General features: G+C 44.0%; 12 protein-coding genes. 1 reads left to right on the forward strand and 11 read right to left on the reverse strand.

What is annotated here, in order from left to right; all coding sequences use genetic code 11:
- Window positions 1-88 precede the first annotated feature (88 nt).
- The gene (locus MNR06_RS05510; RefSeq protein WP_243539767.1) at window positions 89-1,216 is read left to right on the forward strand and encodes a cyclic nucleotide-binding domain-containing protein; all 1,128 of its coding nucleotides are present in this window, start codon (window positions 89-91) and stop codon (window positions 1,214-1,216) included.
- Here MNR06_RS05510 and MNR06_RS05515 read toward each other — a convergent pair.
- The 11 genes from MNR06_RS05515 to prfB form a co-directional block, all read right to left on the reverse strand.
- Window positions 1,213-2,322: a DUF3108 domain-containing protein gene (locus tag MNR06_RS05515; RefSeq protein ID WP_243539769.1), complete on the reverse strand. Its 1,110-nt coding sequence runs from the start codon at window positions 2,320-2,322 to the stop codon at window positions 1,213-1,215. The genes MNR06_RS05510 and MNR06_RS05515 overlap by 4 nt on opposite strands.
- Complete coding sequence (locus MNR06_RS05520) at window positions 2,307-3,188, reverse strand: lysophospholipid acyltransferase family protein (RefSeq protein WP_243539772.1); 882 nt, start codon at window positions 3,186-3,188, stop codon at window positions 2,307-2,309. Before MNR06_RS05520 ends, MNR06_RS05515 begins: the two co-directional genes overlap by 16 nt.
- A complete protein-coding gene (lpxK, locus tag MNR06_RS05525; protein WP_243539774.1) occupies window positions 3,160-4,179 on the reverse strand; it encodes a tetraacyldisaccharide 4'-kinase in 1,020 nt (339 codons plus the stop codon). Before lpxK ends, MNR06_RS05520 begins: the two co-directional genes overlap by 29 nt.
- Complete coding sequence (gene lpxB, locus MNR06_RS05530; RefSeq protein WP_243539788.1) at window positions 4,176-5,321, reverse strand: lipid-A-disaccharide synthase; 1,146 nt, start codon at window positions 5,319-5,321, stop codon at window positions 4,176-4,178. Before lpxB ends, lpxK begins: the two co-directional genes overlap by 4 nt.
- Window positions 5,321-6,247: a Gfo/Idh/MocA family protein gene (locus tag MNR06_RS05535; RefSeq protein ID WP_243539790.1), complete on the reverse strand. Its 927-nt coding sequence runs from the start codon at window positions 6,245-6,247 to the stop codon at window positions 5,321-5,323. The genes lpxB and MNR06_RS05535 overlap by 1 nt, the downstream gene beginning before the upstream one ends.
- Complete coding sequence (gene lpxA, locus MNR06_RS05540; RefSeq protein ID WP_243539797.1) at window positions 6,240-7,064, reverse strand: acyl-ACP--UDP-N-acetylglucosamine O-acyltransferase; 825 nt, start codon at window positions 7,062-7,064, stop codon at window positions 6,240-6,242. The genes MNR06_RS05535 and lpxA overlap by 8 nt, the downstream gene beginning before the upstream one ends.
- Window positions 7,065-7,155: 91 nt before the next feature.
- A complete protein-coding gene (locus MNR06_RS05545) occupies window positions 7,156-7,659 on the reverse strand; it encodes an OmpH family outer membrane protein (protein WP_243539799.1) in 504 nt (167 codons plus the stop codon).
- Window positions 7,660-7,737: 78 nt separating this feature from the next.
- The gene (gene bamA, locus MNR06_RS05550) at window positions 7,738-10,143 is read right to left on the reverse strand and encodes an outer membrane protein assembly factor BamA (protein WP_243539802.1); all 2,406 of its coding nucleotides are present in this window, start codon (window positions 10,141-10,143) and stop codon (window positions 7,738-7,740) included.
- A 273-nt stretch (window positions 10,144-10,416) separates the two neighbouring features.
- Window positions 10,417-11,097, reverse strand: coding sequence for an ABC transporter ATP-binding protein (locus MNR06_RS05555; protein WP_243539804.1), 681 nt, complete (start codon window positions 11,095-11,097; stop codon window positions 10,417-10,419).
- A complete protein-coding gene (locus tag MNR06_RS05560) occupies window positions 11,090-12,319 on the reverse strand; it encodes an ABC transporter permease (RefSeq protein WP_243539806.1) in 1,230 nt (409 codons plus the stop codon). Before MNR06_RS05560 ends, MNR06_RS05555 begins: the two co-directional genes overlap by 8 nt.
- A protein-coding gene (gene prfB / locus MNR06_RS05565; RefSeq protein WP_243539808.1) for a peptide chain release factor 2 occupies window positions 12,316-13,447 on the reverse strand; the annotation gives its coding sequence in 2 pieces (ribosomal slippage) (window positions 12,316-13,365 and window positions 13,367-13,447; 1,131 coding nt in all). Before prfB ends, MNR06_RS05560 begins: the two co-directional genes overlap by 4 nt.
- Window positions 13,448-13,610: the final 163 nt, after the last annotated feature.

The following is a 13,610-nucleotide window of genomic DNA, read 5'->3' on the forward strand; positions in this document are numbered from 1 at the left end:
ATGTACTTTTTTGATAGAGCGAAACGTCCCTTTTAGGACCAAGGCCCGGTGTATCTACAGGCAAAAATTTCCGATATTACTTCTGGTTATGAAAATAGAAAAAGAACAGGTCCAGCTTAAAGCACTTCAACATCAGCCCCAACAATATGGTGGGGTGATTAAGATCCTTGGGACTAACAAAACTTATCAGCTGCAAGGCCTGCAATATTCTTATTTCGAAGTCTTACAAACTGCCGGAAGCATTGAAGGTGTCGTTAACTTTTTCATGGGACAGGGCTGGCTGATCAGTTTTCGCGAGCTTTGGACATTAATAGATTTCCTAGTGGACGAAGATATATTATTAAACCCTTCTATTCGCAGTTACTTTTCTAAAAAAGAAATCTCTGGCGTGCATTTTCAGCACAGTCTTACTTTTTCCCCGGGCCAAGCAAAGATTCCCAGCGCTTCTTCACTGCCCTTTTTTCGTTCTTTAGAACCGCAACTTGCCCAGTACTTACTGCAAAAGGCGGAATGCCTAAAAGTCCCTGCAGGTGTTCGTTTGATACAAGCCGGAAACAAGGACCGCGACCTTTATATTCTGCTTCAAGGTGGTGCTGCGGTTTATAAGGTGTATGATGAAAAAAGACGTCAGCTGGTTTCTTCATTAGGAGCCGGTGCCATTTGCGGCGAACGTGGATTTTTATTAAATCAAGCCCGCACTGCGGATGTGGTCACGACCGCCCCTTGTGAAGTTTTGCGCGTAAAACACCTTCCCGATTTTGATCAGCTTATTAAGTCAGATAAAGCCCACAGCTTGCAGCATCGCTTCTGGGTTTTACAAGCTTTGCAAAGTTCAAACTTCTTTAAAGACTTCCCGGGGGACAGCCTCGACAGTCTAATTTTTTCAGGGAAACTGTGCCAAGCCGCTGCGAACCAAGTTTTGTTTCAAGAAGGACAGCCGGGCACGACCTGTTACATCTTAGTGCAAGGAAACGTCGTGATCAGTCAACGAGGTCACAACATCAATGTTTTAAATCAAGGCAGCTGTTTTGGTGAAATCAGTCTGCTAATGAGCAGCGGAAAAAGAACGGCCACTATTAAAACTCAACAGGATTCAATTCTGTTAGAAATTCAACAGCAGGATTTTTACCGCATCCTTAGCCAAAATCTTTTCTTGGCTAAGGAATTAGAAAATCTGGCGGCGCAACGTTTGATGAACGATCAGAAACGGAACTAAGGCTTACCGGGTTTGATTGAGACCACTTCTGAAATTAAAGTTCCGATTTTAATTTTTGATTCGATTCTTAAAATATATTTGCGATCATCATCAGAAAGCCAAATGAAGTTATCACCAATAGGTTTGAACTTACCTTTAAGCACAATGTTCGGTTGTACCACGATGGCTTTCATCGGACCTAACTTAGTTTGCAAGACTTCACGGCGTAAAGCTTTACCTGAAAACACAAGGTTTTCATTGTCGTTAGCAACGCGGAAGGAATACTCTTTCCCCGTTTCCCAAGCAAAGTTTCGCATATAATAAATGATGCTATAAACGTTTTGCGAATACGGTAAAATTTCCCAATGTTGTTTCTTTTCTTCTTCACCGTCGTCTTTAGTGACTTTCTTTTCCCAGAAAGTAGCGGTGTTTTTTTCTACGTCAAAAAGCATTTTTGCTTCTCTAAGTTGATTGGTTTCTTTAACGTGAAGCTGATAAACACGAGGCACTAAATCTTCGAAATCAACAAAAGTTTCAGCACGATCTTCAACACTATAGAAGCTTGAAAACAAAGAGCTTGTCGCGATCTCAATGGCAAAGGTATAAGACTTTCTACCATTTACTTGGGCGAAATCTTCTACTTTGAATTTCAACGTTCCTGCTGAAACTTTAAAGTAATGCACATCATGAAGGACTTCTTCGCCGACACGGAACGGGTCCGCAAGCGGACGGCGTGAAATACCAAAGCCTGTGGTGTCTTCAATATCAGGTTGACGACGTTCTGGCACTTTTGGTGTTTCGACCTTGGCTTCTTCTTTTTTCTTTTCCGTTTTTTTAGCAGCAGGCTTTACTTTGGCTGCTGTCTTCTTAGCTGGCTTTTTTTCTTCTTTTACTTCCGGAGCGGCTGTAGGAGTTGGAGCTGTGGCCGCTGGAATTTCAGTAGGAACTGGAGAGGGAGACGTCGTTCCGGTCTGTCCCGGTTTAATGATTTCAACCGCTTTATCAAACTCGTCTATTTTTTTTAGTTCGCCTGACTTTTCATACTTTAACGAAGAGGAACAAGCTAACAGAGACAAAAAAACAAGAGAGCAGAGTAAGCTTGGGAATTTCACTAAAAGTCCTTCCACCTTCGATGCACCCACATCCATTGTTCGGGGTGTTTGCGCACAATCTCTTCAAGTTTGTCATTGAAGGATTGGGTTAAATTTAAGGTTGTTTCATCTTTATCTTCAGTCACATAACGTGAAGTGTCTATAGCTGGCTCGACAACGACATGAAGTTTTTTATCTTTTCCTTCAAACGTATAAACCGGAAGCACCGGAGCTTTTGACTTTTGCACGAACAGAGCTAGACCATAGGCTGTACCCGTGCGTTTGCCAAAAAAGGTAGAGGCGATACCGAAGGGTTTTCCCATATATTGATCTAACACAAAAACTACGGCGGCATTTTTTTTCAGGGCTTTTAGAATTTCAAAGGCGTTATTAGCAGCATGGGCATCGATGTATTTGACACCTTTTGCCCCACGGATAGAAAACCACAAGTCATCAAACCATTTGGTCTTAAAGCGCTTTGAGATCAAATAAAGTTCTTGGCCATTAAGTGCAATTGAATTTGTCGCCACATCGGCGTTCCCTAAATGAAGACTAAGAAAGAACATTCCTTTTCCAGCGGCGCGGGCTTGTTCGACATTTTCCCAACCTTCAAAAACCACGTGTTCTTTTAGCCATTGTCCATTCATGTGGGGAATATGGAAGAACTCACCGAAGTTGTAGGCAAGATTATAAACCGAATCCCTACCCACCTGATGTTTTCTTTTTTCATCCCATTCCGGAAAAGCAATTTCTAAATTTCCGTTGATGATTTTTTTGCGAAAACCAAAAAGGTCGTACCACAAAAAACCCAACCACGCGGCCGACTTACGCAATACTTGGCGTGGCAATAGACCACTGATGAAAACCATGAATTTAACGAAGTACTTGATTAATAATCTCATGCAATCGTCCCTTCTTCCCTAACTCTGAAACTTCAAGTGGGGCACTCCACAGCAGTGAGGCGTCTTCAAAAAGAGGGCGCAATTTCACTGCATCCTTTTCTGTTGTAATTAAAAAGTCAGCCTGGGATTTTTTGAACTGGGTTAGAATATTTTTAATATCGGATTCTGTGTACTGATGATGGTCGCGGTAATGAAGACTGTCTTCGCTGACCTCGCCCATTTCGCCCATCATCTTTTCAAACACATCAGGTCTGGCGATGGCGGAAACTAGGAATAACTTTTTGCCAGCCAAGGATGCCGTTTCTTTCACTTCTGCCGTTTGCAGATTGTGAATCTTATGAATGCCGTATCCGCAATAAAGCACTTCTTTATTTTTTGGCAGGCGAGCTTCTAAATTTTTAAGATCCGCTTGTGAGGCTAAGTTTGCTTTTGACACAATAATAAGATCAGAGCGATCTAAACGGTCCCAGGATTCACGGGCTCTGCCTTCAGGAAGGACGTGGTAGTTTTCGATGTTTTCCGTAGCATCTAAAATCACGATATTTAAATCGCGGTGAAGTTTACGATGTTGAAAACCATCATCGACAATCAAAAGATCAAATTCATCTTTCGCCACCGCGTATTGCGCTGTCGCCCATTTTTTGGGCCCTACGAAAACAGACACGGCAGGATTGGCTTGGGCTAATAACACGGGTTCATCGCCGAAATATCTTGCAGCAAAAGGGTGGGAGACATCCACTTGGCAGGCGCTTTCAGCGTCAGCACGATATGACCGACTGATCACGGCCACTTTTTTGCCGTTAGAACTTAAATGTTTTAAGCACAAATCGGTGATCGGAGTTTTCCCCGTCCCGCCCACTGTCAAATTGCCAATGCTTACCACCGGCACCGGAGCTTGATAGGATTTAATAATGCCTCTGTCATAGAGATGATTCTTTGTCTCTACCAATCGATCATAGAGAAATGAAAGAGGCTTTAGGTAAAACTTCATTTCGTCAGATACTCATCCAAGGACTTCACCACGCGTTCAGTAACACCTTTGTCACCTAAGTGCTGGCGAAGTTGAGCAAGGTCATTAACGACACTGGCCTTATGCTGAGAATCCGTAATGTAGCGATCCAGTTGTTTTGCTAAGTTTTCAGGATTGGCCTGACCTTGGAAATTTTCTGGCACTGCGAATTTATTTAAAATCAAATTCACAAGACCAAAGAATTTAGAAGTCACAATCATACGCGCGATCAAAGCTGTTAACCAGTTCACGCGGTACATGATAACCATCGGTTTATGCAGCAAGCCCACTTGTAATGTCGCAGTCCCAGATGCCACAAGCATCATGTCCACAAGATGAATCATGCGGAATGGTTCATCCTTAAGTAGGATGTATGGCAGACGGAAATCTTCTAGGTAATCTAGCATTTTATCTTTGCTAAAATTCGGCGCTGTTAAGATGACAACTTTAAGGTTCTTGTGCTTTTTTGCCAGGATTCTTGCGGTATCCAGCTGCACTTGAAAGTGTTGCTTTAATTCCTGACGACGACTGCCTGGCATAAGGCCTAAAACGATTTCGTCGTCACGGATACCGCATTGGTTACGGTGAGTTTTTAAGTACGTTGGATCTAAAAGCTTTTCATCCATTTCATCTAATAAGGGATGACCAACAAATTCTACGGGAACTTGGTGTTCTTCATAGAATTTTGTTTCAAATGGAAAAAGAACCAGAACTTTTTCGCAGTATTGTTTAATCGTTTTTACGCGCCCCTTTTTCCAGGCCCATACTTGCGGAGAAATATAATAAACCACCGGAATTTTCATCTCATGCAGCTTTTTAGCAAGCATCAGATTAAAACCAGGATAGTCCATCACCACCGCCACTTTAGGACGGCGCTTTTCGCACTCATCAACGATGCGGTTAAATACTTTTTTAAGATCACTGTAGTGAGAGATCACCTCAGCTGCACCGACCACAGCCATTTCTTCAGATTTACCAAAGCGTTCAAAGCCCAGGTCTTCCATTTCTTGGCTGCCGACACCGAAAGCATGAATCTTGCGGCCTTGTTTTTTCCAAAGCTCTAGGATTCTTTGTGCATAGGTAACACTAGATGCCTCTGCGGCGATCATCAAAACTTGATCCATCAACCCTCAATCAATTTTTCCACGTCTTCGATGGCTTTCAATGCTTTTAAACCATCAAGGCCAGTCACTACTGGATTTTTATTATTTAAAACGGCATCGATAAAGGCGTCTGTCTCTTTTTGAAGAGCGTCTTCTTTATTCACGGTCCATTTTGTGATTTTCACTAGTTCGTCTGGTGTGCCGTTACCCTTTTCCACTTTTTCAAGTTCATGGGTACCTGTCAGCGCAAAGATCGTGTTGTCTTCTTGAATTACGCGCACCGAGCGCTGCATGCCTGAAGAGACGCGAGAAACGTTAATAATCCCAACCACGCCGTTTTTCATTTTGAAAGTCACAGACGCTGTATCAAGTTCTTTAGAAACAAGTTTAGAACCAGTTCCAATCATGCTTTCAATTTCGCTGCCAGAAAGGAAGAATAACATATCGATGTCGTGGATCATAAGATCATGCAAAACGCTGACATCCGCACCGCGAGTTTTATAAGTCGCCATGCGATTAAGTTCGATCACTTTTGGATTTTTAAGATGCTTTTTTACTTCTAAAACTGATGGGTTGAATCTTTCGATATGGCCCACGGCTAGTTTTAGATTGTTTTTTTGTGCAAACGCCACAAGCTCTTCAGCTTGAGGAACAGTGGCTGTGATTGGCTTTTCAACGTTTACGTGAACGCCGTTTTGCAAAAACATTTTCGCCAGTTCGTAGTGGCTTAATGTGCTTGCCGCAATGGTAACTAGATCCACTTGGCCGATAAGATCTTCTGGCTTGTGGAAGCTCTTAACCCCTAAGTCCGCTGCGATTTTATCAGCTTGCGCTGGAAAGTGGTCACACACCCCGACTAATTCTACGTTCGGGTTGTTTTTATATTTTTGCGCGTGGAAATTACCTAGGTAACCCACCCCGATTACCGCACCTCTAAGCTTAGTCATCGTCCTGCCAACCTTTCGGGCTTCTGTCGACAGCGATACCGCGTTTTGAGCTCTTAATGAAATTAATAAAGTACTCGATGTTAGGGCTCATAGTGCATTCGGCTTTGATGCGCTCAATACCCTCGTCCACCGTGTGTGAACCCATGATGATGATGCGAATTGCTTTATGCACGTTCACAATCTCTTCGCGCGGGAAACCTTTACGGGCAAGTCCGATTTTGTTAGTCGCACGAATCGTTGCGTAGGTACCTTGGGCACGAGAGAACGGCAGAATGTCTTTATTAACTACAGAAGAACCCGCGATGAAAGCGCCACGGCCCACTTTTGTGAACTGGTTAAAGGCGCACACACCACCAATGGTTACACCATCTTCGATTTCACAGTGACCACCTAAATGGGAGTCATTGGCAATCGTCACGTTGTTACCGATTTTGCAATCATGACCCACGTGAGTGTACGCCATGAAATAGCAGTTATCTTTGATTTCAGTGATCATATCCGCTTTGCTAGTTGCCAAGTTCGCTGTCGAAAATTCACGAAAAGTGTTGTTGTTACCAATGATAAGTTTTGTAGGTTCTGTTTTATAAGAGTGATCTTGCGGGGGGCCGCCGATAACAGCGCCAGGAGAGAAACGATTATTTTCCCCGATTTCTACGATGCCGTAGCGAGAGCCGAGGGTCACGTGACCTTCGATGAAAGTACCTTTGCCAATCTTTACTTTACCTTGAATCAAGCAATAAGGACCGATTTCTACGTCATCGGCGATTTCTACGTCTGGAGAGATAACACTGCTTGGATGGATAATATATTTTGCCATTTTTGATTTACCTTAACGGATATTATGAGAATACTTTTGAACTTTGTCGGGACTGAAACAACAAGGGGCCTTTGAAGGCCCCTAGAGATTCTTACTTTTCGCTTTCATAGGCCTTGATCACTTGCTCTGTCAAATCAGCATCTGGTGTTGCATAAAGCACCATTTGCGAATTTTCGATGACCATTGTGTAGCCTTTGTCTTTTGCAAGTTTAGCGATCACTTTTTTCATTTTTTCCAAGATCGGAGCAGTGAGTTCACGCTCTTTCTTTTGGATTTCAAGTTGGCTTTTACCAACGACGTCACGGTAGCGAAGCATTTCTTCTTGGAATTCAGCTTGTTTTTTACCAAGAGCTTCTTCAGAAAGAACAGACTTTTTCTTTTCTAAGTCTTCGCCCATTTTTTTCAAATCAGCTTCTTTCTTTTCTAGCTCTTTTTTCTTTTTGTTGAATTCGCCTTCAAGTTCAGTCTTTGCTTTTTTACCAGCAGAAGTAGACTGAATAGCTTTTTGCATATCAACGTATCCAACTTTAGCGTCAGCAGCGTGTGCGAATGATGCCGTCATGAGCATGCTTAGCACGATTAATAGGTTCTTCATTAATAATCCTCCTTAAAGGTTTTAAAATTCAATCGAACAAAATAAGTCCAGCCGCTTCGGCCTCCTCGGCATCCGCCGCTAGAAGCTAGGACCGATCGAGAATTCGAAGACAGTCGCATCTTGGTAAAGCGGATCGCGGTTTAAAGGGAATCCCCATTCAAAGCGCAATACACCGATTGGCGAATACCAGCGAATTCCAAATCCGATATCGGCAAAGAAATCTGTTTCCGATAATTCATCTTCAGCCGCACCGACGTCAAAGAATCCAGCACCCATGATGCCAGCTTCTTTTACCAAAGGGAACTGTAATTCTGTTTGATACATGGCCTGTTGAGTTCCGCCATAGAAACGCATAGATCTGCGACGAGCTTCTTCATCTGAAATCGTCGGCGTTTCAGCTTTGATCTCATTGAAAATCTTTTGAGAAAATTTCATCTTACCTACGCGATAAGAACGATACCCACGTAAAGAATAAGGTCCACCAAGCAAGTAAAGCTCACTAAACGGAACATCTTGACCCTCTAAGGAATCGATGCGCGCGTACTGCAGGTTATTTCTCCACACCACATCCCAGAAAATATTTTTATAAAAACGGAAGGACCCGTTCATGCGAGTGTACTTAAGATCTCCACCCAAACCTGCGTATTCAAAAGACGCACTGGTGTAGATACCTTTGATCGGCATTTGACGGTCGTTACGAGTATCGTAATCAACAGTTCCCGTCACAGAGCTTGTTACTCCCGAAGCTGTGTTCAATGGGAACAAGTCCGTGTCCGTGATCGGCTGACCTGCACTGTCGTATTTGGTCGCTAATTCTGTATCATCGTATTTATAGCGAATGTAACCGCGAGTGTACTCTGCCAAAGGATGACCGAAACGAATAGCTCCACCCTGATGGTTTTCATTATAGTCCGCACGGGCCGAGTTCGCACTTTGATAAACGTCCGCACCTACTGACCACAACGTGTCTCTGAAATAAGGCTCGGTGAAAGAAAGACTGTAGTAACTTCCGGTATTACTTAGATTCAACGAGGCACCTAAGTTTTGCCCGCGCCCCAGGAAGTTTGCTTGGTTCACAGAACCTTGCAACGTGAATCCTTGAGATGTTCCGTAACCCGCACCCAACTGAATCTGACCCGTGTTACGCTCTTTAACCGCAATATCCACATTCATGATTTCGGTATTTTCTGGATCGATGGAAGTTTTGAAATTCACTTCTTCAAAGAAGCCCAGACGCTGGATGTTTTCTAAGGACTGACGGCGGCGAGTTTCATTGTAAAGTTCGCCTTCGCGAACCTTCAGTTCACGACGCAAAACCTTATCACGGGTTTTAGAGTTCCCGATCACGTTAATTTTACCGAAGTAAACTTTTGAACCCTTGTCGAATTCAAAAACCAAACTGACTTTTTTCTCTTTGGCATTAAAGGCGGTTCTTGGGATTACGTTGGCATAAGCGTATCCAAGGTCGCCGTACTTTGCTGTCAGCTCACTGATATCTTTCTGCAAAATATCATACGCAAAAACGTCGTTATCATCAATTTTGATGGCTTCATGAAGTTCTTGCTTTGGAAACAAGATATCACCAGCAAAATCAACTTCGCCAACGTGATACTGCTCACCTTCCTCGATGCGGATGGTGATATAAATATTTTTCTTATCTGGAGTCACCGTCACTTGCGGACGATCGACCTTGGCTTGAACGTAACCTTGATTCCAGTACAGGAATCTTAGAATTTGCACGTCCCGTTCAAACATCTCTTGTTTGTACTGACCAGAACCGCTCAGGCCCGAGAAAAAGCCACCCTCTTGAGTCAGCATCTTTGATTTTAGGGAGCTGTCACCAAGATTTTTATTTCCTAGGAACGTGATCTTCTTAACTTTGACCTTATCGTTTTCGCGGATTTTAAAAACCAAGCGAACCGTTTCATCTTTAGTCAGGTTCTGAACTTCAGCTTCGACTTTCGCTAAGAAAAAACCTTTGTCTTCATAAAGCTTTTGAACTTTTTCAACCGCTTCTTTAACTTTCGTCATGTTCAGCAACTGATAGGCTTTTAAACCGGTTGCATCGGCAATGTCTTCAGACTTAACTTCGCTGTTACCTTCATAAGTGATTTCAGTAATCGAAGGTTTTTCTAGAACTTTATAAGTTAACGTCGCGTCTTTACCTGAAACTTCGCGATCCACTTCGATGTTATTAAAAAATCCAAGTCTAAAAAGGGCTTCAACGTCTTCGCGGATATGATCCGACGAATAAGCCTCGCCCACTTTTGTCGTGATCTTACTAAGAATTGCATCACGTTCAATTTTGCGATTTCCGACGACTTCGATTTTTTTAACAATCAAAGAAGAAGTTGCTGTTTCAACTGAAGCCGCTTGAACCGTTGGCGCTTTTTGATTGCGACGAGGTGATTTCTTTTTTGCTTGGGCAAAACAAAGCGACGAACTTAAAGAGGTAATTAACAAGGCACAAAGAAGCTTACTCAAAGTTTTGATTCCCCATCATCAGGCAGCGCCCGGATTTTTAAAAATCTATAAGATTTCTCAATACTTACAATTTTATTGGGGAATCGTAACTTAAGACTAAGGTCCTGTCAAAGGAGACGCGCTGCGTACGCCGCAAACCCAACTTCTAGAACGCTTGAAAATTCGTCAGATCAAGGCGGACTTGTCCAAAAAGCGCGCAGGCGTACTAAAAGTACGTCGGAGCGATTTTTGGATAAGTCCAACGAAGAGCTGGCGGATTTGCAAGTGTTCGGGTTAAGCCCACTGACCGTCTTTCATTCGGTATACTTTTGGAAATCTTGTCGCAAAAGTTAAGTCATGGGTGACGATCACCAGGGCTAATTTCATCTCTTCTTTCAGTCGGAAAAAGAGATCCTGAATTTTCAAACTCGTATGTGAATCCAAATTTCCTGTGGGCTCATCGGCGAAAAGAACTTTTGGATGTCGCACCAGGGCACGGGCAATGGCCACGCGCTGCAACTCCCCACCTGAAAGCTGACTTGGGTAATGGTTTGCGCGCTCAGCAAGCCCCATAAAATTTAACAAGTGCATGGCTTTTTCTTGAGCCGCCTTGGTTGACTCCCCAGCAACGCGGCAAGGAATCATTACGTTTTCAACTGCTGAAAATTCACTTAACAAATGATGGAACTGAAACACGAAACCCATTTCGCTGTTGCGAAAACGCGACAGTTCTTCGTCGTCCATGGCTAAAATATTTCGGCCTTCGCAGAAGAGCTCTCCACGATCGGGGCGATCCAAAGTTCCCATGATGTGCAGAAGCGTACTTTTGCCTGCTCCGCTAGATCCTAAGATCGCAAGAGCTTCGCCTTCTTTGATTTCCATACTGATTCCACGAAGGATTTCTAACTCGCCTGTTCCCTGGGTGTAGGATTTATGGATATCAACCGCTTTTAAAAAAACATTGCTATCACTCATTGCGAAGACCTTCTACGGGGTTAAGCTTTCCACCTCGGCGCGCTGGAGCCAAAGTGGCGATGAAACAAATCAATAAAGTCGCAATCATAATCGCGATGGAGTCGATCAATCGCACGTTCACTTCGATAGAATCGATGCGATAAACCTCACCTGAAATAAGACCTAAGCGACTTTGCGCAAAACTGAAAGCGACACAAAGAATAAGGCCAAGGACGAAGCCGAAGACGATGCCGATCACGCCCATGAAGAGGCCTTGAAGGGCGAAGATCTTGATAATGTCTTTACGGGAAAGCCCCACGGTTTTTAGAATTGCGATGTCTTTATATCTTCTAACGACGTTAACAAAAAGTGTTGATGAAACGTTGAAGGCTGCTACGAAAGTGATCACTAGCACGACCATGAAAATGCCGGGGCGTTCTACACTGACGGCTTCAAAAAGATTTTCGTTCGCATCGCGCCAGTCGCGGATCCAGTATGGGGTTCCTAAAACTGCGCTTAGATTGAAGGCTGCAGTTCTTGCGTAATCGACGTCTTGGAATTTTAGGATAAGGCCAGAGTATCTATCACCGATATCGGCGATGGTTTGACTGGCTTTCAGATCGCTGATGATGAATCTTTCATTCCAGTCGTATTTGCCTAAATCAAGAATCCCTTGAACTTTGAATTCGCCTAAGCGGCGTTGGAATTTTGATGGGTCTACTGCATCGGCGACTGGGACTACGACACGGAAATGATCGCCCACTTTCAGTCCCATTTTATTTGCCAGGCCTTTGCCGATCAAGGCTAATGGCGTTTCGCTTTCTACTTGCAGATTGTCTGTACCACTCACAATCCGGCTTTTGAAATTAAGAACTCGGTTTACGCGGTCTTTATCCACACCTTGAATTAATACGCCAGAGATCTTTCCTGAATGCGCTAGGACTGCTTCGATGAAAACAAATCTTGTGCTGCTTTCTAACGTCGGCTCTGCGACTTTGATGCGGTCTTCAAGTTCTTTCCAGTCATCGACGAATCTTGAACGTTTAACAACCTGGGCGTGGCCTGAAACATCGGCCATGGCGTGCTTAAGTGTAGATTCAAAACCACTCATCACGGCCATTGAAGCCACCAGAGCCGCCACACCAAGAATTAAGCCCAGCATAGACAACGGAGCAGATCCCCCGAAAAGAGTTTTTCGGGAAATCAGAAGTCTCCATGCTATCCATGCTAGGGATTTATTCATGAAGGTTGACCTTCGGTGGTGATTTGCGATTTTAGGTAGGCCATGATGAAGCCGTTTAAGTCCCCATCCATGACGTCATCGACTTGATTGGTTTCAAAATCAGTTCGATGGTCTTTCACCATTTGATACGGATGCATGACATACGAGCGGATTTGCGATCCCCACTCGTTGGCTTTCTTAGAGGCATTCATGGCGTCTTTTTCGGCGTTGCGCTTTTCGATTTCCATCTCATAAAGACGGGCCTTAAGCATCTTCATCGCCTTTTCACGGTTTTGAATCTGCGAGCGTTCCATTTGGCAGGATACAACCACGCCAGTGGGGATGTGATACATGCGCACGGCAGAGTCCGTTTTATTGACGTGCTGACCGCCGGCTCCGCTGGAGCGGAAAGTTTCTACGCGGATGTCTTCGGTTCTAACTTCGATATTGATGTCATCGTCGACTTCGGCCCATGCGAACACAGATGCAAATGAAGTGTGCCTTCGGGCATTGGAATCAAATGGTGAAATGCGCACCAGTCTATGTACCCCGGATTCAGCTTTCAGGTAACCGTAAGCATAAGGGCCTTCAACTAACAGTGTACAGGATTTGATTCCAGCACCTTCGCCCTCGGTCATCTCGACCACAGAAACCTTGTATCCTTGTTTATCAGCGTAGCGCGTGTACATGCGCAGAAGCATTTGCGCCCAGTCGCAGGATTCTGTTCCGCCGGCTCCGGAGTTGATGGAAACATAGGCGCTGTTAGCATCAAGCTCACCGGCAAGGACTCTTTTAAGTTCTAACTCTTGTCCAAGTTTTTCAAGACCTGCGACTTCGGATTTTACTTCGGTGAAGCTTTGTTCGTCTTGGGCTTCCATCGCCATTTCAAGAAGAACATTGGCGTCACTTAGGCGGTTTGCGAAACCATCAAACTCTCCCACGGCTCTTTCAAGCAGGGTTTTTTCTTTATTGATTTTCTGCATCTCTGCGGGCTTTTCCCACAGCGCCGGGTTTTCGGCTTGGATAGCAAGCTCGTCTAAGCGTTTTTTCTTTTTATCAAGGTCAAAGATACCCCCGAAGTTCCTTTGAGAAACTTTCTAGGGCATTAATGCGGCTTTTAACTTCGGAAGATTCCGTAATGATCGACATGGGGGTTAGTTTAGCTGGGAGTGTCGGGCTGTCAAGGAAAACGCCTTAGGGGGATTCGGCTCAATGAAAGAGAGCTTGGGATTTCTTTCGACTATTTGCGGTATGAAATATCGAAGTAAAGATTAGCGTCTTAGTCAGCAGCAAATTTCATCGGTCTGATTCC

Source organism: Bdellovibrio reynosensis (assembly GCF_022814725.1).
Lineage (GTDB): Bacteria > Bdellovibrionota > Bdellovibrionia > Bdellovibrionales > Bdellovibrionaceae > Bdellovibrio > Bdellovibrio reynosensis.

Coding starts and splice junctions, on each gene's coding strand:
- MNR06_RS05510 (WP_243539767.1), top strand. CDS start 89: ATGAAAATAGAAAAAGAACAGGTCCAGCTTAAAGCACTTCAACATCAG.
- MNR06_RS05520 (WP_243539772.1), bottom strand. CDS start 3,188: ATGAGATTATTAATCAAGTACTTCGTTAAATTCATGGTTTTCATCAGT.
- lpxK (WP_243539774.1), bottom strand. CDS start 4,179: ATGAAGTTTTACCTAAAGCCTCTTTCATTTCTCTATGATCGATTGGTA.
- lpxB (WP_243539788.1), bottom strand. CDS start 5,321: ATGGATCAAGTTTTGATGATCGCCGCAGAGGCATCTAGTGTTACCTAT.
- MNR06_RS05535 (WP_243539790.1), bottom strand. CDS start 6,247: ATGACTAAGCTTAGAGGTGCGGTAATCGGGGTGGGTTACCTAGGTAAT.
- lpxA (WP_243539797.1), bottom strand. CDS start 7,064: ATGGCAAAATATATTATCCATCCAAGCAGTGTTATCTCTCCAGACGTA.
- MNR06_RS05545 (WP_243539799.1), bottom strand. CDS start 7,659: ATGAAGAACCTATTAATCGTGCTAAGCATGCTCATGACGGCATCATTC.
- MNR06_RS05555 (WP_243539804.1), bottom strand. CDS start 11,097: ATGAGTGATAGCAATGTTTTTTTAAAAGCGGTTGATATCCATAAATCC.
- MNR06_RS05560 (WP_243539806.1), bottom strand. CDS start 12,319: ATGAATAAATCCCTAGCATGGATAGCATGGAGACTTCTGATTTCCCGA.